Below are 18631 nucleotides of genomic sequence, written 5' to 3' on the forward strand. Positions count from 1 at the left end.
AGCAGATTTGGGACTTGACTATCCAAGAGGCCTACATCCAGGGCATCTCCACGCGCTCGGTCGACGAGCTCGTCAAGGCGATGGGGATGACAGGCATCTCCAAGAGTCAGGTCTCACGGCTGTGCGAAGAGATCGACGAACGCGTGAACGCATTTCTTACCCGGCCGATCGAAGGCGACTGGCCCTATCTTTGGATCGACGCGACGTACGTGAAGACGCGCTCCGGCGGACGCATCGTCTCGGTCGCCGTGATACTGGCCGTCGGCGTAAACACCGATGGGACACGGGAATTGTTGGGCCTCGCGGTTGGTCCGAGCGAAGCAGAGCCGTTCTGGATCGACTTTCTTCGCAGCTTGAGCCGCCGCGGATTGCGCGGTGTCAAGCTCGTCATTTCCGACTCGCATGTCGGCCTGAAAGCGGCCATCGCGAAAGTATTCAAAGCAACGTGGCAGCGCTGCCGCGTGCATTTTATGCGAAACGCGCTCGCACATGCGGGTAAAGGGCAACGGCAGATGGTCCTCGCGTTGATCAACACGGTATTCGCGCAAGAGACAGCGGAAGCTGCGCACGAGCAATGGCGTATCGTCTCCGAGCAGCTTCGGCAGAAGTTCCCGAAGCTCGCGGCGATGATGGACGACGCCGAGAACGACGTGCTCGCGTACATGGACTTTCCCAAGGCGCACCGCAAGCAGATCGCCTCAACCAATCCGCTCGAACGGGTCAACGCGGAGATCAAGCGGCGCACCGATGTCGTCGGTATCTTCCCGAACGATGCTGCCATCGTACGCCTCGTCGGTGCGCTCCTACTGGAACAGAACGACGAATGGCAACTGCAGCGGCGCTACATGCAACTCGAAGGACTCAGTGCCGTCAGCGATAATCAGCCCGCCAAGCTCTCCGCCGTGATTAACGGCTGAGCGCTACCCTCGCCGAGCCACCGCTCGTACACCACGGCTGGGGACACGATCAGCACACGCACGACTTCGGCGCTGTTTCTGCGAAGCGGGCCATGAATTCCGCATATCGACGCTCGGCCTCTTTGCGATCAGTTGCGAGGAAGATCAGCCGAGCTGCAGCGGTTACGTTTTCGCGTTCTTTCTTGGGCGCGTGATCGAGCAAGTTCTTCATCACGTGGAACTGGCAACGCTGCCACGTCGCGCCGACGAATTGCTTGGCGATCGCCTCGCGTAAGCCCGAGTGATTGTCGGAGACGGCAACGTCGACGCCGTGCAAGCCGCGTGCTTTGAGGCCGCAAAAGAACTCGTTCCACGTCGCAAAGCTCTCCGAATCGCCGAGTCAAGTCCCAAATCTGCTGTAATTCCGGTTCGTCGATCGCGTAAGTTAGGCTGCTCGTCTGTCTCGTTTTACGGCGGCCGGCTTGGCCACCGTCGTTGCTTTCCATTCGAAGTATTCGGTCATGTCGAAGTAGGCTCGGCCTAACCATTCGTCGTTTTGCTCGGAGAGTAGCGCGCCGACCATGCGAATCGCCGCGGCGTCGTTTGGGAAGATGCGAATGACTTTCTCCCGGCGACGAATCTCTTCATTGAGCCGCTCTTGCATGTTGCTCGTGCGCAGTCGCCGGCGATATTTCTCCGGCAGCGGCAAGATCGCAAGCATGTCTTCGAACGCTCCTTCCAAGCACACGCACGACTTGGGCGCCGTTTCTGCGAAGCGGGCCATGAATTCCGCATATCGACGCTCGGCCTCTTTGCGATCAGTTGCGAGGAAGATCAGCCGAGCTGCAGCGGTTACGTTTTCCCGTTCTTTCTTGGGCGCGTGATCGAGCAAGTTCTTCATCACGTGGAACTGGCAACGCTGCCACGTCGCGCCGACGAATTGCTTGGCGATCGCCTCGCGTAAGCCCGAGTGATTGTCGGAGACGGCAACGTCGACGCCGTGCAAGCCGCGCGCTTTGAGGCCGCGAAAGAACTCGTTCCACGTCGCAAAGCTCTCCGAATCGCCGATCGAAAGACCAAGGATTTCGCGGTACCCGTCAGCGCGAATGCCGCTCGCGATGAGTAGTGCTTTGCTGACGACGCTCTTGTCGGTGCGCACCTTCGTAAAGAGCGCGTCAACGATGATGAATGGGTACGCTGCGTCGAGCCGGCGATTCAAGAATCCCGCGACCGGTTCGTCGAGTGCCTTCGTAAGGCGACTTACCGTCGATTTCGAAAACGACGTCCCGCAGAGGCCTTCGGTTATCCGCGTGACCTTCCGCGTCGAGACGCCGTTGACGACCATCTCCATCAGGCCCACGACGAAGGCTTGTTCGCTGCGGCGATAACGCTCGAAGATGTCGGTTGAGAAGCTGCCGTCGCGCGTCTGCGGCACGCGCAGGACCAGCGAGCCGACGCGGGTCGAGAGCTGTCGATCGCGATACCCATTTCGATAGCCCTCCCGTTCTTCACAGCGCTCGTACCGCTCGGCGCCCAGATGATCGCGCATCTGTGCCTCGAGCACTTGGTTGAGAATCACTTCGACGAGTTTGCCGAGCGCCGCCGGCTGATCAAGCAAAGCTGGAATCGCGTCGCGGGATAGGGTAAGATCGTAATCGGCCACCGTTTCGGTCCTTTCGATTGAGGTGTTGAACAACGTCAATCTTCGAACCGGGGCGGTGGCTACCCGCCCGCTCAATTTACATCAATTATACGGACTCGGCCAATCGCCGATCGAAAGACCAAGGATTTCTCGGTATCCGTCAGCACGAATGCCGCTCGCGATGAGCAGCGCTTTGCTGACGACGCTCTTGTCGGTGCGCACCTTCGTAAAGAGCGCGTCAACGATGATGAATGGGTACGCTGCGTCGAGCCGGCGATTCAAGAATCCCGCGACCGGCTCGTCGAGTGCCTTCGTAAGGCGACTTACCGTCGATTTCGAAAACGACGTCCCACACAGACCTTCGGTTATCCGCGTGACCTTCCGCGTCGAGACGCCGTTGACGACCATCTCCATCAGGCCCACGACGAAGGCTTGTTCGCTGCGGCGATAACGCTCGAAGATGTCGGTTGAGAAGCTGCCGTCGCGCGTCTGCGGCACGCGCAGGACCAGCGATCCGACGCGGGTCGAGAGCTGTCGATCGCGATACCCATTCCGATAGCCCTCCCGTTCTTGACAGCGTTCGTACCGCTCGGCGCCCAGATGATCGCGCATCTGCGCCTCGAGCACTTGGTTCAAAATCGTTTCGACGAGCTTCCCGAGCGCCGCAGGTTGATCGAGCAACGCTGGAATCGCGTCGCGGGATAGGGTAAGATCGTAATCGGCCACCGTTCCGGTCCTTTCGATTGAAGTGTTGTCAACGTCAATCTTCGAACCGGAGCGGTGGCTACCCGCCCGCTGAATTTACATCAATTATAGGGACTCTGCCTTCGTCAGCGGGGCCGGCGCCAAGATGGATGCCGTCGACCCACAGGTACACGTAGCGATTGCCATCGAGGCGGCGTGTCTTCCACGTGTCGTACTCCGCACCGAATTCGGCGTTCACGCGAGCGATCGTCGAAGCCGAAAGCGGAGCTTCTGCGCCGAGTAATCCGCGCAGCGTCGGCTCGAAATCGCGATGCGCGAGGCCTTCGATCCACAGCTGATGGATCGTCTTGTCGATCGACGGAAGCCGACGTCGGTATTTGGGGATCAGCGCTGACTCGTGCGCAACGCCGCGAACGCGCGGACGGCGGATCGCGATGGGGCCGATGCTCGCGGTAATTGTTCGTTCGGGATCGTGCCCATCGCGGAAACCAATGCGCTTGCCGTCGCGGCGTTCGTAACGGAGTCGGCCGAGCAACTCATCGACCTCCGCTTCGAGGTACGATTGGACGAGTTCGGCGACTTTGGCCCGGCACAATTCGTCCAGTTCGACTGAAAAGTCGCGCTCGGGCTTGGCAACGGGATCTGGTTTGGGGTAAACTTTCTTGGGTCTTCCGGTTTTGTAGTGGGCGGGCGAGAGGAAATCGGTCGGCCGTCGTAATGCTACGCCATGCGAGACACCGAATTCATCCGCGGGTTGCTGCGCGTCGAAGATCCTTGGGACGTGACCGAATCAAAGCTCGATCTCGAGCGAAATCGGGTCGATGTTCGGCTTGAATGGCAAGGCGCGGGTCGCTGTCCAAAATGCGATCGGGAGTGCCCCAAGCACGATCATCGCGAGCGCGTCTGGCGTGACCTCGATCTGGCCGGCGACCAACTTTTCTTGCACGCCTCCGTACCCCGGATCGATTGTCCCGAGCACGGCGTCACGACCGTTGCGATTCCCTGGTCAAGCGGTCGCACCGAGTTTACGTCGCGCTTCGAGCGTTTGGCGATCGCCCTCCTACTCGAGATGTCCGTCGCGGCGGTCGCGCGTCGCTTGGGCATCAGCTGGGAGCAAGTCGATTCCATTATGCTCCGGGCGGTCGAGCGCGGTAAGCAGCGGCGACTGCCACGTCTTGTGCGGCATCTCGGCATCGACGAGAAGGCCGTCAAAAAGCGGCATCGGTACTTCACGATCGTGTCCGACTTGGACCGCGGCGAGGTCCTGTGGGTCGGTCGCGGTCGCAAGCGCGAATCGATTGACGCTTTCTACGACGGCCTTTCGCACGAACAACTTCATGCCATTGAGGGCATCGCGATGGATATGTGGCAGCCGTACTTCGAGTCGACCGTAGCACACGTGCCCGATGCGGCACGGAAGATCGTCTTCGATAAGTACCACATCACGGCATATCTCACCAAAGCCGTCGATCTCACTCGTCGAGCGATGATGCGTGACAAGACGCTCGACCGAACGGCATTGAAAGGGACTAAGTATTCCTGGTTGCGCTCGTTTGCGAATCTCGACCGCGACGAACGACGTGATCTGAGCGCCTTGCGGAGCCAGTACAAACGCCTTGGCCGCGCGTGGTCGATGAAGGAGCACTTTACGGAGTTCTGGCGATATCGGCGTGAGTCCGCAGCGCGTCGTTTCTTTGCCGATTGGTACCGGTGGGCGACGCACTCTCAATTGCCCGAAATGATCAGCGTCGCGCGCACGCTCAAACGTCACTTTGCGAACATCATCACGTACATTCGCAAGCCGATCACCAATGCGGCAGCCGAGAGCCTCAACAGCAAGATCCAAATGATCAAATTCCGCGCGCGCGGCTATCGCAATGAGGGCCGATTTGCAGCGGCGATTCTATTCCACTGTGGTGGGCTCGACCTCTTGCCCGCCCACCCGAAGTCCTGAAGCGCCCAAAAAACTAGCGTTGCGCAGCGAGCGCGCGAAATCGAGCCGGCGTTATCCCTTCCGCTTGGCGAAATGCTTGAGTGAAATGGCTTTGGTGAGCGAACCCCGTCGCTAGCGCGATAGCCGCAAGGTCCATACCCGATGCGACGAGGTGCTGCTTTCCGCGCGCGATCCGTCGGGCGCGGACCCAACGATGCGGTGGGATTCCTGCACGCTTGTGGAACCACCGGTTTAAAGCATGTTGTGGTAGGTCCGCGATCTGCGCGATCTCTGCAAGCGTCACCGGTCCGTCGAGCTTGGCTTCAACGTATTCGACAATCCGTCGCCACGCGAGATCACTGCCGCTGGTGACGGTGGGGTAGCGGCCGGTGCCGATTTCAGCCAGGCGCAACAAGATAGCGTCAGCCGCATGTTCAAGCGCGAGCGGATCGATCAGCGTCGTCCGCATCAGTCGCGCAACGTTTGCGGCATAGTGAACGATCAAAGGATCGCTGACGTGTCGGACATCTCCAAGGGCAGGCACGCGCGCAAATCCTTGCCCAAGAAGCCCAGCGATGCGTTCCGGGCTGACGAACAGCGACGTCATTTCGGCGAACTGCCATTCGAACCGGTGCTCCTGCGAGGCGTCGATGATATGCGTCTCCCCAGGCTCGAATACGAATCGGCGTCGAAATCCGGCGCCACCTTGCAAGTCGCCTCGAAAACCGGTCCCCGCCAAGGTCACGAAAATTTGCATGGCGCTTCAGGACTTCGGGTGGGCGGGCAAGAGGTCGAGCCCACCACAGTGGAATAGAATCGCCGCTGGAAATCGGCCCTCATTGCGATAGCCGCGCGCGCGGAATTTGATCATTTGGATCTTGCTGTTGAGGCTCTCGGCTGCCGCATTGGTGATCGGCTTGCGAATGTACGTGATGATGTTCGCAAAGTGACGTTTGAGCGTGCGCGCGACGCTGATCATTTCGGGCAATTGAGAGTGCGTCGCCCACCGGTACCAATCGGCAAAGAAACGACGCGCTGCGGACTCACGGATCGTGTCCCGGCCCGTGGTGTATGAGAGGGTCGCCCTTGTAGCATAGAGAGCGGCCATCGTGGCTTTCGGCGAAGGTTGTTTTTGCAACAAATAACCGACCGAAAGGGATCCACGATGGCCAAACCCAGTATCGCACTTTCCGAGCTCGTCGAAAAGGGCGGCGACGTCGACTTCGTTCGCGAGATGCTCCAGTACGCCGGGCAGCGGATCATGGAGATCGATGTTGAGGAACTCTGCGGCTTGCCCTACGGCGAGCGCGGCCCCGGCCGACAGAACGCCCGCAACGGCTTCCGCGAGCGCCAATGGGAGACGCGTTCCGGCACGATCGGACTGCGCATCCCCAAGTTGCGCAAAGGTAGCTACTTCCCCGCGTTCCTCGAGCCGCGCCGCACGGCGGAGAAGGCGCTCACCGCCGTCATCCAAGAGGCCTACATCCAGGGCATCTCCACGCGCTCGGTCGACGAGCTCGTCAAGGCGATGGGGATGACAGGCATCTCCAAGAGTCAGGTCTCACGGCTGTGCGAAGAGATCGACGAACGCGTGAACGCATTTCTTACCCGGCCGATCGAAGGCGACTGGCCCTATCTTTGGATCGACGCGACGTACGTGAAGACGCGCTCCGGCGGACGCATCGTCTCGGTCGCCGTGATACTGGCCGTCGGCGTAAACACCGATGGGACACGGGAATTGTTGGGCCTCGCGGTTGGTCCGAGCGAAGCAGAGCCGTTCTGGATCGACTTTCTTCGCAGCTTGAGCCGCCGCGGATTGCGCGGTGTCAAGCTCGTCATTTGTAGTAGCTACTATGTGATCTGACAGTCGTACGATCTTGCGGTAGTGTCAGATAGGTTGGGTTTCAGTCTAAGCGATCTGTTTCTCTTTCGCAAGGGAGACACTGTCGACGAATGTCTGCATCGGCGTCTTGCCGTAGCACCAGCGTCCTTGATGCGGACGCTGCGTGTTGTACTCCTCGGTCCACGCATCGAGGTCCCGCTGCAGTTGCTCGAGCGACGTGTAGATCGTCTTGCGAAACGCGATCCGATAAAACTCATCAAGCATCGTTTTGTGAAAACGCTCGACGATGCCGTTGGTCTGCGGATGGCGTGCCTTCGTTCGGGTGTGGTCGATGTCTTCGATCGCCAGGTAGAGCTCGTACGGATGTCCCTCACGCCCGCAAAACTCCGTGCCGCGGTCGGTCAGGATCCGTTGCAACGTAATCCCGTACTCTTCGTATAGCGGTAACACGCGATCGTTGAGCAGGTCGGCCGCAGTGATTGGTGTCTTGTCCAAATAGAGCTTCGCGACGCCCACCTTCGCATAGGTGTCGATGAAGGTCTGCTGGTAGATGCGGCCGACGCCCTTCATCGTCCCAACGAAGAAGGTGTCCTGCGCGCCGCAGTAGCCGGGGCACTCACTCTCGAACTCGCCGTGCGCTTCTTTCTCGAGCTTGGCACGCTCCAGCGCGACGACTTGCGCCTCAGTCAGGACGAGCCCATCTTGGGCGCTCTTTGCTTCCAGCGCTTTGAGCCGTTTCTTCATCGTCTCAAGATCGTGTCGCAGCCACACCCCGCGAAGTCCCGCCGGCGACATACGCATCCCACGCTTGGCGAGCTCGTTCGCTGCGCGCACTTGACCGTACGCAGGGAACTCGATCGCAAGATCGACAATCGCATCCTCGACTTCGGGAGCAATGCGGTTCTTGAGGTTCGGCTTTCGCTTGGTGATCTCGGCCAAGGCTAGATCGCCGCCCGTCTCGTAGAGCTCTTTGAAACGGTAGAAGCTATCACGGCTGTAACCCATCACGCGGCAGGCTTCAGTCACATTTCCGAGCTGCTTGCCGAGCTGGAGTAGGCCCACTTTCGCCTTGATGACTTTTCGGTCGCTGTTCATGGATGGCTCCTCAGGAGGATTCACCACCGGTATTCGACAACCGTCAGATCAAATCCTGACTTCTACACGTCATTTCCGACTCGCATGTCGGCCTGAAAGCGGCCATCGCGAAAGTATTCAAAGCAACGTGGCAGCGCTGCCGCGTGCATTTTATGCGAAACGCGCTCGCACATGCGGGTAAAGGGCAACGGCAGATGGTCCTCGCGTTGATCAACACGGTATTCGCGCAAGAGACAGCGGAAGCTGCGCACGAGCAATGGCGTATCGTCTCCGAGCAGCTTCGGCAGAAGTTCCCGAAGCTCGCGACGATGATGGACGACGCCGAGAACGACGTGCTCGCGTACATGGACTTTCCCAAGGCGCACCGCAAGCAGATCGCCTCAACCAATCCGCTCGAACGGGTCAACGCGGAGATCAAGCGGCGCACCGATGTCGTCGGTATCTTGGCAGAGTCCCTATAATTGATGTAAATTCAGCGGGCGGGTAGCCACCGCTCCGGTTCGAAGATTGACGTTGACAACACTTCAATCGAAAGGACCGGAACGGTGGCCGATTACGATCTTACCCTATCCCGCGACGCGATTCCAGCGTTGCTCGATCAACCTGCGGCGCTCGGGAAGCTCGTCGAAACGATTTTGAACCAAGTGCTCGAGGCGCAGATGCGCGATCATCTGGGCCCCCCGTGTCAAGATAGAGTGGTACCGGTAGCATAGGGAGTTTTTTGTACAACGTTCGTCGCAGCAGCAGAGCTGTGGATAACGGGGATACTGTGGAAAACATCCGGAACGATGCAAAGCACGCGGGGGCGAGAAAGTCCTGCAACAGATGCAGTCCTCGAACGGAACCGTTTCAACGGAAATCAAGGCAACCAGTTCACCCCAAAAACCTCAGCGACGTCGGTTCTCCGCCGCCGAGAAGCTGCGCATCGTGCGCGAGGCTGATGCGCGTCCAGCCGGCACGATCGGAGCGTTTCTCCGGCGCGAAGGTATTTACTCATCGCAGCTCTATGCCTGGCGAAGGCAGCGCGATCAAGGCGACCTCGATCCAGGTGCGGTGCGCCAACGTGCAAAAGCCAAAATGCAAGCCGACGAGGTTGCGCAGCGGCTCAAAGAACTCGAGCGGGAAAACCGGAAACTCCGTCGCCAGTTGGCGCGCGCCGAGCTCATAAACGATATCCAAAAAAAATTTGCGGGGCTCCTGGGCGTCGATCTGGAGAGCCCCGAGACGAACGAGAACGCAGAATGAGTGCGGCGCTGGAACTTGCCCACGAGATTCCGCAGCGCGCGTTGTGCACTGCAGCGGGCATCAGCCGCTCGACGCTGCGGCGCCGCCTAAACGGCACGCCGGAACGACTTCCGTCCGTGATCTCGCGCCGGCGCTCGAGAAGAGCACTGAGCGAACACGAGCAAGCTGAGGTGCTCGCGGTGCTGCATGGCGAGCGGTTTGCCGATCGCGCGCCGGCGACGATCCACGCGACCTTGCTGGACGAAGGTATCTACCTGTGCTCGGTGAGCACGATGTACCGCCTGCTGCGAGCAAACGCGGAGGTGCGCGAACGTCGCCGTATTGCACGTCATCCGGAGTACCGTAAGCCCGAACTGGTGGCCACCGGTCCGCGTCAAGTTTTCTCGTGGGATATCACGAAGCTGCGCGGCCCGCACCCGGGTGAGTGGTTCTCGCTGCTGGTGATGCTCGACATCTTCAGCCGGTTTGTCGTCGGCTGGATGCTCGTGCATCGGGCCAACGCCGAACTCGCACGGCACTTCATCGCGCAGACGCTGGAACGTGAAGGCATCCAGCCCGGGCACGCGATCGTTCACGCCGATCGCGGCGCGGAGATGACGGCGCAACCCGTGTGCGCCCTGATGGACAAGCTCGGCGTCGTACGTTCGCACAGCCGTCCGCACGTTAGCGACGATAACCCCTTCTCGGAGTCCCAGTTCCGCACGCTGAAGTACCATCCCGAATTCCCCGATCGATTTGGGTCGTTTGAGCACGGGCACGATTTCGTTGGTGAGTTCATGACCTGGTACAACAACGAGCACCGGCACTCCGGAATCGCGATGCTGACGCCGGCAATGGTGCATCACGGCCAGGCGGACCGCGTGCTCGCCGCCAGACACGACGTGATGCTCGCGGCTTACCGCGCCAAACCGGAACGATTCATCGGCGGATCGCCAAAGCGGATCGTGTTACCGCCCGCGGTGTGGATAAATCCGCCCGCTCACGACGGGGTCGCCGTGTAGGCGCTCACAAAAAGCAGATGACTAACAGGACCAAACACCTTGACAGATTCCGGGGCGCCGAGCGGTACGAACGCTGTCAAGAACGGGAGGGCTATCGGAATGGGTATCGCGATCGACAGCTCTCGACCCGCGTCGGATCGCTGGTCCTGCGCGTGCCGCAAACGCGCGACGGCAGCTTCTCAACCGACATCTTTGAGCGTTATCGCCGCAGCGAACAAGCCTTTGTCGTGGGCCTGATGGAGATGGTCGTCAACGGCGTCTCGACGCGGAAGGTCACGCGGATAACCGAAGGTCTGTGTGGGACGTCGTTTTCGAAGTCGACGGTCAGTCGCCTCGCGAAGGCCCTTGACGAGCCGGTCGCGGGATTCTTGAATCGTCGGCTTGATGCGGCGTACCCGTTCATCATCGTTGACGCGCTCTTTACGAAGGTGCGCACCGACAAGAGCGTCGTCAGCAAAGCGCTCCTCATCGCGAGCGGCATTCGCGCTGACGGATACCGAGAAATCCTTGGTCTTTCGATCGGCGATTCGGAGAGCTTTGCGACGTGGAACGAGTTCTTTCGCGGCCTCAAAGCACGCGGCTTGCACGGCGTCGACGTTGCCGTCTCCGACAATCACTCGGGCTTACGCGAGGCGATCGCCAAGCAATTCGTCGGCGCGACATGGCAGCGTTGCCAGTTCCACGTGATGAAGAACTTGCTCGATCACGCGCCCAAGAAAGAACGGGAAAACATAACCGCTGCAGCTCGGCTGATCTTCCTCGCAACTGATCGCAAAGAGGCCGAGCGTCGATATGCGGAATTCATGGCCCGCTTCGCAGAAACGGCGCCCAAGTCGTGCGTGTGCTTGGAAGGAGCGTTCGAAGACATGCTTGCGATCTTGCCGCTGCCGGAGAAATATCGCCGGCGACTGCGCACGAGCAACATGCAAGAGCGGCTCAATGAAGAGATTCGTCGCCGGGAGAAAGTCATTCGCATCTTCCCAAACGACGCCGCGGCGATTCGCATGGTCGGCGCGCTACTCTCCGAGCAAAACGACGAATGGTTAGGCCGAGCCTACTTCGACATGACCGAATACTTCGAATGGAAAGCAACGACGGTGGCCAAGCCGGCCGCCGTAAAACGAGACAGACGAGCAGCCTAACTAACGCGATCGACGAACCGGAATTACAGCAGATTTGGGACTTGACTGGTATCTTCCCGAACGATGCTGCCATCGTACGCCTCGTCGGTGCGCTCCTACTGGAACAGAACGACGAATGGCAACTGCAGCGGCGCTACATGCAACTCGAAGGACTCAGTGCCGTCAGCGATAATCAGCCCGCCAAGCTCTCCGCCGTGATTAACGGCTGAGCGCTACCCTCGCCGAGCCACCGCTCGTACACCACGGCTGGGGACACGATCGACTCACGCCGATATCGCCAGAACTCCGTAAAGTGCTCCTTCATCGACCACGCGCGGCCAAGGCGTTTGTACTGGCTCCGCAAGGCGCTCAGATCACGTCGTTCGTCGCGGTCGAGATTCGCAAACGAGCGCAACCAGGAATACTTAGTCCCTTTCAATGCCGTTCGGTCGAGCGTCTTGTCACGCATCATCGCTCGACGAGTGAGATCGACGGCTTTGGTGAGATATGCCGTGATGTGGTACTTATCGAAGACGATCTTCCGTGCCGCATCGGGCACGTGTGCTACGGTCGACTCGAAGTACGGCTGCCACATATCCATCGCGATGCCCTCAATGGCATGAAGTTGTTCGTGCGAAAGGCCGTCGTAGAAAGCGTCAATCGATTCGCGCTTGCGACCGCGACCGACCCACAGGACCTCGCCGCGGTCCAAGTCGGACACGATCGTGAAGTACCGATGCCGCTTTTTGACGGCCTTCTCGTCGATGCCGAGATGCCGCACAAGACGTGGCAGTCGCCGCTGCTTACCGCGCTCGACCGCCCGGAGCATAATGGAATCGACTTGCTCCCAGCTGATGCCCAAGCGACGCGCGACCGCCGCGACGGACATCTCGAGTAGGAGGGCGATCGCCTAACGCTCGAAGCGCGACGTAAACTCGGTGCGACCGCTTGACCAGGAATCGCAACGGTCGTGACGCCGTGCTCGGGACAATCGATCCGGGGTACGGAGGCGTGCAAGAAAAGTTGGTCGCCGGCCAGATCGAGGTCACGCCAGACGCGCTCGCGATGATCGTGCTTGGGGCACTCCCGATCGCATTTTGGACAGCGACCCGCGCCTTGCCATTCAAGCCGAACATCGACCCGATTTCGCTCGAGATCGAGCTTTGATTCGGTCACGTCCCAAGGATCTTCGACGCGCAGCAACCCGCGGATGAATTCGGTGTCTCGCATGGCGTAGCATTACGACGGCCGACCGATTTCCTCTCGCCCGCCCACTACAAAACCGGAAGACCCATTTGCATTTCGTCATGGGCATGTGATCCGTGATCGTCGCCGGCAACGCGAACAAAATGCGCGCCGACACCGTTGCCGCCGAAACGACAGACCACTTCGCCGGGTGCCAACATCAGATTGAAGATTCGCGTTCCGATGGTCTGGTCCCGGTTTCGTGGACACCATGATAGGCCTCAAAGCGAGGTCAGGAAAATGGTGATTCATGGGAGAGGCAAGGCGATAATTTCCGCGTGAATACAAGCTGGAGGCAGTACGCCGCGTAGCTGAAGGAAGCGAACCTGTTTCGCAGGTTGCTCGGGCCCTTGACATTCGGCCGGAGCGCCGGCGATGCTCACCACAAACGACGCTGCACGTGCGAGCGCGGTGCTCTCGTTGCGCGTGTCGTTGCGGCGGCATCCCTCGGTCAGCGCATGCGGCATGCCGAGGCCGGGATTGTTGTAGCTGGCGACGTTCGAGACGGAAATGATGTCGATATTCGGCGCGGACGAGCCGCGGCGTTCGTCGGTGATCGAGGTGAGCTGCGTGCCGTCGCGATCGTAGGCGCGGAACGTCAGCGTGCGCGGACGGAAATCCGGCGGGCACGTCTCAACCGCCGCATACGGTTCGCAATCCGCCGCGTCGGCGTGGACGAAGATCGGGCCCGTCTCGGCATACGGTCCGCCGGTGCGGAACGGGCGCTGCGCGAGCAGGATGAGCCGCGTGCCGGCCGGCGTGAGGCGAAGGCACGCCCGGCACGGGTTGCCCTCGTCGGTCGACGTCTGCACGGTCCACGCGTCGCCGTGCTCGTCGCGCAGCATATCACGCGCGCGTCGCGCGACGCTCTGGTCGATCGGAGGATAGCGCATCGATCTCATCCGTCGACGATCGCACGTTCGCGCGGCGCGCGCGCTCCGCGCGCGCATCGGCTTCGCGCCGCAGCAATTCGCGTTTGCGCGCGACGCCCCAGCGATAACCGGCGGCGTCTCCGTCTTCGCGGACGACGCGATGGCACGGGATCGCGACGGCGAGCCGGTTCGCGGCGCACGCCGCGCCCACGGCCTGCGCCGCATGCGGATTCCCGATCGCGCGCGCGATCGCACCGTACGTCGCGGGCTCGCCGGGTGCCAGGCCGCGCAGCGCGTTCCACACGCGGCGCTGGAACGCCGTGCCGCGCACGTCGAGCGTGAGGTCGACCGGCACGGCGGGGTCGTCGACGAGCGCGACGACCTGCGCGAGCGTCGCAGCGAGCGCACCGTCGTCGCGCGTGCGCTCGGCGTTGGGGAACGACGCCGCGAGCTCCGCGACGAGCGCGTCGTCGTCGTCGCCGAGTTCGATCGCGCACACCCCGCGCGCGCTCGTCGCGACCAGCACGCGGCCGAGCGAACTCGGCGCGATCGCGTATGCGATCTGCTCGCCGCGACCGCCGGACCGCACGCTCCCCGGCGTCATCCCGAGCACGCCTTCGCCGTACACGCGGCTCGGCGATCCGAAGCCGGCGTCGTAGATCGCGTCGCTCACGCGCGCGCCCGCCCGCAGCCGTTCGCGCAGACGTTCGGCGCGCAGCGCGCGCGCGAACTCGCCGGGCGTCACCCCGGTGATGCGCCGGAACAGCCGCTGAAAGTGAAACCGGCTCAGCCCGACCGCGCGCGCCGCATCGCCGAGCGACGGCGGATCGTCCGACGAGAGCAGCGCCGCCGCGCGTTCGATCGTGCGCACCGCTTCGGCGTCGGGCGCGCCGTCGTCGGGCGCGCAGCGTTTGCACGCGCGGAACCCGGCGGCGCGCGCCTCCGGCGCATCGGGGAATGCGACGACATTCCGGCGCACGGGCGTGCGCGAAGGACAGCCGCTGCGGCAATAGATCCCCGTCGAGCGGACGCCGAAGCGGAAGGTGTCATCGCGCCGGCGAGCTTCGATTTGCTCCCAGCGCGCGTCGTCGATCGTTTCCATGATCGTGTTACCGTAGCGCTCCGCGCACCGCACGGCGTTCCGTGCGTTGCTCCGGCATCACTTGCCGATGCAGAACCGGGCAAAGACCCCGTCGAGGATCGCTTCGGTTGCCGCGGCCCCGGTGATCTCGCCGAGCGCGGCGACCGCGGCGACCAGATCGGGGGCTACCAAATCGAGCGGATCGCCCCGGTCGAGCGTCGCGCGGGCCTGCGCGAGCGCGTCGCGGCCGCGTGCGACGGCCGCGGCCTGGCGCGCCGACGCGAGATGCGGCCGGCCGGGATCGGGCGCCTCGCCGCCGAGCGCCGCCGCCCCGATCGCCGCCCGCACCGCCGCGACGGTCTCCGCGGCATGCGCCGACCCCGAGAGCGCGTCCGCGTCCCTCACGTCGCGCGTCTCGAACGCGGCGCGTCCGAGATCGGCCTTGTTGAACAGCACGATCCGCGGCCGGGCGCGCGTGCGCTCCAAGATCGCGCGCGCGTCGTCGTCGAGCGGCCGCGACCCGTCGACGACGACCAGCGCCAGCGCGGCGCCCGCCAGAGCCTGCTCGGCCCGGCCGATCCCGATCCGCTCGAGCCGGTCGTCGCTCGCGCGCAGCCCCGCGGTGTCGACGATCCGCACCGCGACGCCGTCGACGACGACCCGCTCCTCGATCACGTCGCGGGTCGTCCCCGCGATTTCAGAGACGATCGCACGCTCTTCACCGAGCAGGCCGTTGAGGAGCGAGGACTTTCCGGCGTTCGGCGGCCCCACGATCGCCAGCGCCATCCCCTCGCGCACCAGCCGACCGCGCTCCCAATCGCGTTCCAACTCCGCGAGCTGCCCGTCGATCGCGGCGACCGTCGCGGCGACGCCGGAGCGCGGCGGCTCGGGGACCTCGTCGGGATAATCGATCGAACCCGCGAGCTCTTCGAGGATCGCTCCGAGACCCGCGCGCGCGCCGCCGACCGCGTCGCGCAGCGCCCCGGCGAGATTCGCCGCCGCGGCGCGCGCCCCAGCGCGCGTCTCGGCGTCGATCATGTCGGCGACCGCTTCAGCCGCACTCAAGTCGAGCTTGCCGTTGAGGAACGCGCGCCGGGTGAACTCGCCGGGCTGGGCGGGGCGCGCGCCGGCGCGGAACAGCGCGCGCAGCGTCTCGCGCGCGACGACCGGACTCCCATGCACGTGCAGCTCGACGACGTCTTCGCCGGTCGCGGTGCGCGGCGCGTCCATCGCCAGCGCGAGCCCGCGGTCGATCACCGCGCCGTCGAGGTCGAGGATCTCGCCGTACACCGCGGCGCGGTCGCGCAGCGGTTCGCGGCTGCGGAAGACGCGCGCGGCGATCGCGCGCGCTTCGGGGCCGCTGCAGCGCACGATCGCGATCGCACCTCGCCCGGGCGGCGTCGCGAGCGCCGCGATCGTCTCGTTCATCTCACCGCGCGCGGTGCGGACGGACGGCGGCTACTCCGCCGCCTTCGGGTGGACGACCAGCCGCCGCTCGGGTTCGACGCCTTCGGACTCGGTGCGCACGAACGGCGAATCCGCCAGCGCCAGGTGCACGATCTTCCGTTCCGACGGCAGCATCGGTTCGAGCTTGATCGCACGGCCTTCGCGCACCACGCGTTCGAGCGTCGCGAGCGCGAGCGTTTTCAGCTGATCGGCGCGGCGCGCACGGTAGCCTTCGGCGTCGATCGTGTAATAGCGGCGGTTGTTACGCACGCCGGCGTTGATGATGTTGTTGTAGATCAGGTTGAGCGCTTCGAGCGTCTTGCCCTCACGACCGATCAGCGACGCCAGGCGCGGACCGCGCACTTCGAAGTACTCGCCTTCGCTGCGCTGGAGAAACACGATGTCGACATCGTCGAGGCCCATCTTCGCGAGGATCTCGGCGAGCAGATCGCGCGCCGGCTTCGCGTCGTCGGGGAGCGGTGAGGGCTCGACCGGCGCCATCGGTTCACGCGGCGGTCCCGAACGCCGCGGCGGACGCCGTTCGCCGCCGCCGCTGGGAGCCGACGGAGCGCGCTTCTCAAGGGTGCGCCCTGCGCGGCGCCGCTGACCGTGGGCGCGTCGGCGCCCGCCTTCGTAGTCGTCCATCCTGTCCTTCTGGGGTTCGAGGCGCTTAGCGCCGGGTTCGCTTCTTCGGGCGGTACGCGCGCTTTCCGTTCCGCGCCGCGGCACCGTCGCCGCTCTTGCCGTTGGCGGCTTTCGCCTGCGCCGCCACCGCGACGGCCGGCTCCGGCGCGGCGAGGACCGCGGCACCGCTGCGGTTGCCGATTAGGCCGTGGCGCCGGAACATGACGTACTGCTGCGCGACCGTGAACACGTTGGTCGCCAGCCAGTAAATATACAGCGCCGACGCCCAGCGGTACTTGAAGCCGAAGAACGCGATCATCGCCGGCGAGATGAACGCCATGATCTTCTGCGTCTGCGCCTGCTGCGGATCGCTCGACGGCGGGCTGCCGTAGCGCACCGTGAAGTACATCGAGATCACGTAGAGCACGAGCAGGAAGATGTCGGGCTCGGCGAGGTTGTTCGCGAACACCGACGGGAGCGCGTGCGAGATCGACGAGCCGATCCACAGCCAATGCTCGGTCTTGAACGTCTCGTTCTGCGCCTGGATCGCCCAGAAGAGCCCGATGAGGATCGGGAACTGGATCAGCAGCGGGACGCATCCGGCCAGCGGGTTGACCTTGTGCTCTTTGTAGAGCGCCATCGTCGCGGCGTTAAGCGCCTGCGGGTCGCTCTTGTACTTGGCCTGGAGCTGCTTCATCAGCGGCTGGATCTTCTGCATCTCGGCCATCGAGCGGAATTGGATGTCCGAGAGCGGCCACATCACGACGCGCACCAAGAGCGCGAGGACGATGAGCGCCCAGCCGTAGGACGGGATCACCGCATGCAGGGCGGTGAGCATCCCGCTCAGCGCGTGGACGAGCGGGTCGAGAAAGTTCGCGGCGAGGAGCACGAGGTCAGGGGGCCTTTCCAGAGGGGACCGGGTCGTAGCCGCCCGGATGCCAGGGTCCGCACCGCGCCAGTCGTTGCAGCGCGAGGGTACCGCCGCGCAGGATCCCGTGTTTCTCGATCGCCTCCGCCGCATACTCCGAACAGGTTGGAGCAAACCGGCACGACGGGGGCAGCACGGGCGAGATGAACCGCTTATAGAGGCGCAGCAGCCCGATCGCGGCGTCGCGGGCTCTCATCCCGCTTGACCCAGGACCCGGCCGACTTCGGCGGCGAGGGCCTCGAACGCGAGCTCGCCGGCCCCCTTCCGGGCGATGACGACGATGTCGTGGAACGGCGGCATCCCGAGCGGATACCGGTCCAACAGCGCCTTGATGCGGCGGCGCAAGCGATTGCGCACCACCGCGATCCCGACCGCTCCGCTTACGGTGATCCCGACCCGCGTGCGACGGCGCCCGTCGGCGACGAAACAGGTCAGGAACGCGCCGGCGCGCCGACGTCCCCGCCGGGTAACGCGGGCGAAGTCGCCGCGACGGCGGAGCGAGTCGTAGGCGCGCACGCGGGCTAGGCGGAGAGGCGGTGACGCCCCTTCTTGCGGCGCGCGGCGAGGACGCGGCGGCCGTTTTTGGTCTGCATGCGGGCGAGAAAGCCGTGGACACGCTTCCGGCGCCGGTTATGCGGCTGGTAGGTCCGCTTCACGAAAAGAGATCTCCTAGAACGTCACGGGCCCGGAGTCCGAGCCCATGCGGTGCGACACGACAGTATACCGGCCGCGTGGCGGCAAGGTCAAGGAAATCCCGTTTCTAAGAACCGTTCTCTTCTTGTCCACAGCCGGTGGACGGGGCTGTGGAAAATTCCCGTCGCGGGCGCCGGCCGAGCCCGGCCGGATGCGGACTCCTGCCGTTCCGGGAGCGTGTGTGAAACTCGTGGATACGTTCGAGAAGGCTCGATGCGGCGGGCGGGTTATCCCTGTGGAAAAGTGGACAGAACGGGGGAT

The 18631-nt window shown here is 63.2% G+C and carries 17 protein-coding genes and 9 pseudogenes; 9 read left to right on the forward strand and 17 right to left on the reverse strand.

Features of this window, described 5'->3' with window-relative positions:
* Positions 1-20: 20 nt before the first annotated feature.
* Positions 21-917, forward strand: a pseudogene (locus tag WPS_RS17895) (IS256 family transposase); the annotation flags it as partial.
* A 52-nt stretch (positions 918-969) separates the two neighbouring features.
* On the opposite strand, the pseudogene WPS_RS17900 reads toward WPS_RS17895, so the two are convergent.
* From WPS_RS17900 to WPS_RS17915, 4 genes and pseudogenes are all read right to left on the reverse strand, one after another.
* Positions 970-1296, reverse strand: a pseudogene (locus WPS_RS17900) (transposase); the annotation flags it as partial.
* A 45-nt stretch (positions 1297-1341) separates the two neighbouring features.
* Complete coding sequence (locus WPS_RS17905) at positions 1342-2559, reverse strand: IS256 family transposase (RefSeq protein ID WP_317994602.1); 1218 nt, start codon at positions 2557-2559, stop codon at positions 1342-1344.
* Between the two features lie 102 nt (positions 2560-2661).
* Positions 2662-3264 (reverse strand): annotated as a pseudogene (locus WPS_RS17910) (IS256 family transposase); the annotation flags it as partial.
* Positions 3265-3322: 58 nt separating this feature from the next.
* Positions 3323-3838 (reverse strand): transposase, encoded by a 516-nt coding sequence (locus WPS_RS17915; RefSeq protein ID WP_317995803.1) that lies wholly within the window; start codon positions 3836-3838, stop codon positions 3323-3325.
* 132 nt (positions 3839-3970) lie between these two features.
* On the opposite strand from WPS_RS17915, the gene WPS_RS17920 reads away from it, so the two are divergent.
* On the forward strand, positions 3971-5197 hold the full coding sequence (locus WPS_RS17920) for an ISL3 family transposase (RefSeq protein ID WP_317994728.1): 1227 nt from the start codon (positions 3971-3973) through the stop codon (positions 5195-5197).
* Between the two features lie 13 nt (positions 5198-5210).
* Here the strand turns inward: WPS_RS17920 and WPS_RS17925 are convergent, their stop codons facing one another.
* Both WPS_RS17925 and WPS_RS17930 read right to left on the reverse strand, forming a co-directional pair.
* Positions 5211-5933, reverse strand: coding sequence for a helix-turn-helix transcriptional regulator (locus WPS_RS17925; protein WP_317995804.1), 723 nt, complete (start codon positions 5931-5933; stop codon positions 5211-5213).
* A gap of 6 nt (positions 5934-5939) precedes the next feature.
* Entirely contained in the window at positions 5940-6284 is a 345-nt protein-coding gene (locus tag WPS_RS17930; RefSeq protein ID WP_317995805.1) for a transposase, read from the reverse strand.
* Between the two features lie 57 nt (positions 6285-6341).
* On the opposite strand from WPS_RS17930, the pseudogene WPS_RS17935 reads away from it, so the two are divergent.
* A pseudogene (locus WPS_RS17935) lies at positions 6342-7028 on the forward strand (IS256 family transposase); the annotation flags it as partial.
* Positions 7029-7085: 57 nt separating this feature from the next.
* Here the strand turns inward: WPS_RS17935 and WPS_RS17940 are convergent.
* Positions 7086-8114 carry an IS481 family transposase gene (locus WPS_RS17940; RefSeq protein WP_317995781.1) on the reverse strand — a complete coding sequence of 343 codons (1029 nt, stop codon included), beginning with the start codon at positions 8112-8114 and terminating at the stop codon, positions 7086-7088.
* 68 nt (positions 8115-8182) lie between these two features.
* Here WPS_RS17940 and WPS_RS17945 point away from each other — a divergent pair.
* The 6 genes and pseudogenes from WPS_RS17945 to WPS_RS18340 all read left to right on the forward strand — a co-directional run.
* Positions 8183-8557: pseudogene (locus tag WPS_RS17945) on the forward strand (transposase); the annotation flags it as partial.
* 102 nt (positions 8558-8659) lie between these two features.
* Positions 8660-8809, forward strand: a pseudogene (locus WPS_RS17950) (IS256 family transposase); the annotation flags it as partial.
* A 130-nt stretch (positions 8810-8939) separates the two neighbouring features.
* Positions 8940-9359: a transposase gene (locus WPS_RS17955; protein ID WP_317994494.1), complete on the forward strand. Its 420-nt coding sequence runs from the start codon at positions 8940-8942 to the stop codon at positions 9357-9359.
* Entirely contained in the window at positions 9356-10360 is a 1005-nt protein-coding gene (locus WPS_RS17960; RefSeq protein WP_317994493.1) for an IS3 family transposase, read from the forward strand. Before WPS_RS17955 ends, WPS_RS17960 begins: the two co-directional genes overlap by 4 nt.
* A 53-nt stretch (positions 10361-10413) precedes the next feature.
* Positions 10414-11502, forward strand: a pseudogene (locus WPS_RS17965) (IS256 family transposase); the annotation flags it as partial.
* Positions 11496-11711, forward strand: a pseudogene (locus WPS_RS18340) (transposase); the annotation flags it as partial. The pseudogenes WPS_RS17965 and WPS_RS18340, both read left to right, overlap by 7 nt.
* On the opposite strand, the gene WPS_RS17975 reads toward WPS_RS18340, so the two are convergent.
* The 10 genes and pseudogenes from WPS_RS17975 to rpmH all read right to left on the reverse strand — a co-directional run bounded on the left by WPS_RS17975 (position 11675) and on the right by rpmH (position 18333).
* Positions 11675-12388 (reverse strand): transposase, encoded by a 714-nt coding sequence (locus tag WPS_RS17975; protein ID WP_317997577.1) that lies wholly within the window; start codon positions 12386-12388, stop codon positions 11675-11677. The pseudogene WPS_RS18340 and the gene WPS_RS17975 overlap by 37 nt on opposite strands.
* Before the next feature lie 131 nt (positions 12389-12519).
* A pseudogene (locus tag WPS_RS18345) lies at positions 12520-12711 on the reverse strand (ISL3 family transposase); the annotation flags it as partial.
* 263 nt (positions 12712-12974) lie between these two features.
* A complete protein-coding gene (locus WPS_RS18380) occupies positions 12975-13619 on the reverse strand; it encodes a DUF1203 domain-containing protein (RefSeq protein WP_317995809.1) in 645 nt (214 codons plus the stop codon).
* Entirely contained in the window at positions 13573-14700 is a 1128-nt protein-coding gene (ada, locus tag WPS_RS17990) for a bifunctional DNA-binding transcriptional regulator/O6-methylguanine-DNA methyltransferase Ada (protein WP_317995810.1), read from the reverse strand. The genes WPS_RS18380 and ada overlap by 47 nt, the downstream gene beginning before the upstream one ends.
* A gap of 57 nt (positions 14701-14757) precedes the next feature.
* Positions 14758-16107 carry a tRNA uridine-5-carboxymethylaminomethyl(34) synthesis GTPase MnmE gene (gene mnmE / locus WPS_RS17995; RefSeq protein ID WP_317995811.1) on the reverse strand — a complete coding sequence of 450 codons (1350 nt, stop codon included), beginning with the start codon at positions 16105-16107 and terminating at the stop codon, positions 14758-14760.
* A 30-nt stretch (positions 16108-16137) separates the two neighbouring features.
* Positions 16138-16626: a Jag family protein gene (locus WPS_RS18000; protein WP_317995812.1), complete on the reverse strand. Its 489-nt coding sequence runs from the start codon at positions 16624-16626 to the stop codon at positions 16138-16140.
* Positions 16627-16795: 169 nt separating this feature from the next.
* Entirely contained in the window at positions 16796-17638 is an 843-nt protein-coding gene (locus WPS_RS18005; RefSeq protein WP_317995813.1) for a YidC/Oxa1 family membrane protein insertase, read from the reverse strand.
* A gap of 4 nt (positions 17639-17642) precedes the next feature.
* A complete protein-coding gene (yidD, locus tag WPS_RS18010; protein WP_317995814.1) occupies positions 17643-17873 on the reverse strand; it encodes a membrane protein insertion efficiency factor YidD in 231 nt (76 codons plus the stop codon).
* Entirely contained in the window at positions 17870-18193 is a 324-nt protein-coding gene (gene rnpA, locus WPS_RS18015) for a ribonuclease P protein component (protein ID WP_317995815.1), read from the reverse strand. Before rnpA ends, yidD begins: the two co-directional genes overlap by 4 nt.
* A 5-nt stretch (positions 18194-18198) precedes the next feature.
* Entirely contained in the window at positions 18199-18333 is a 135-nt protein-coding gene (rpmH, locus tag WPS_RS18020; RefSeq protein WP_317995816.1) for a 50S ribosomal protein L34, read from the reverse strand.
* Between the last annotated feature and the right edge of the window lie 298 nt (positions 18334-18631).

Origin of the sequence: Vulcanimicrobium alpinum, assembly GCF_027923555.1 — a bacterium.
In the GTDB taxonomy this organism is placed as follows: domain Bacteria; phylum Vulcanimicrobiota; class Vulcanimicrobiia; order Vulcanimicrobiales; family Vulcanimicrobiaceae; genus Vulcanimicrobium; species Vulcanimicrobium alpinum.

Coding starts and splice junctions, on each gene's coding strand:
- mnmE (WP_317995811.1), bottom strand. CDS start 16,107: ATGAACGAGACGATCGCGGCGCTCGCGACGCCGCCCGGGCGAGGTGCG.
- yidD (WP_317995814.1), bottom strand. CDS start 17,873: ATGAGAGCCCGCGACGCCGCGATCGGGCTGCTGCGCCTCTATAAGCGG.
- WPS_RS18380 (WP_317995809.1), bottom strand. CDS start 13,619: ATGCGCTATCCTCCGATCGACCAGAGCGTCGCGCGACGCGCGCGTGAT.
- WPS_RS17930 (WP_317995805.1), bottom strand. CDS start 6,284: ATGGCCGCTCTCTATGCTACAAGGGCGACCCTCTCATACACCACGGGC.
- WPS_RS17955 (WP_317994494.1), top strand. CDS start 8,940: ATGCAGTCCTCGAACGGAACCGTTTCAACGGAAATCAAGGCAACCAGT.
- WPS_RS17960 (WP_317994493.1), top strand. CDS start 9,356: ATGAGTGCGGCGCTGGAACTTGCCCACGAGATTCCGCAGCGCGCGTTG.
- WPS_RS18000 (WP_317995812.1), bottom strand. CDS start 16,626: ATGGCGCCGGTCGAGCCCTCACCGCTCCCCGACGACGCGAAGCCGGCG.
- WPS_RS17940 (WP_317995781.1), bottom strand. CDS start 8,114: ATGAACAGCGACCGAAAAGTCATCAAGGCGAAAGTGGGCCTACTCCAG.
- ada (WP_317995810.1), bottom strand. CDS start 14,700: ATGGAAACGATCGACGACGCGCGCTGGGAGCAAATCGAAGCTCGCCGG.
- WPS_RS17920 (WP_317994728.1), top strand. CDS start 3,971: ATGCGAGACACCGAATTCATCCGCGGGTTGCTGCGCGTCGAAGATCCT.
- WPS_RS17925 (WP_317995804.1), bottom strand. CDS start 5,933: ATGCAAATTTTCGTGACCTTGGCGGGGACCGGTTTTCGAGGCGACTTG.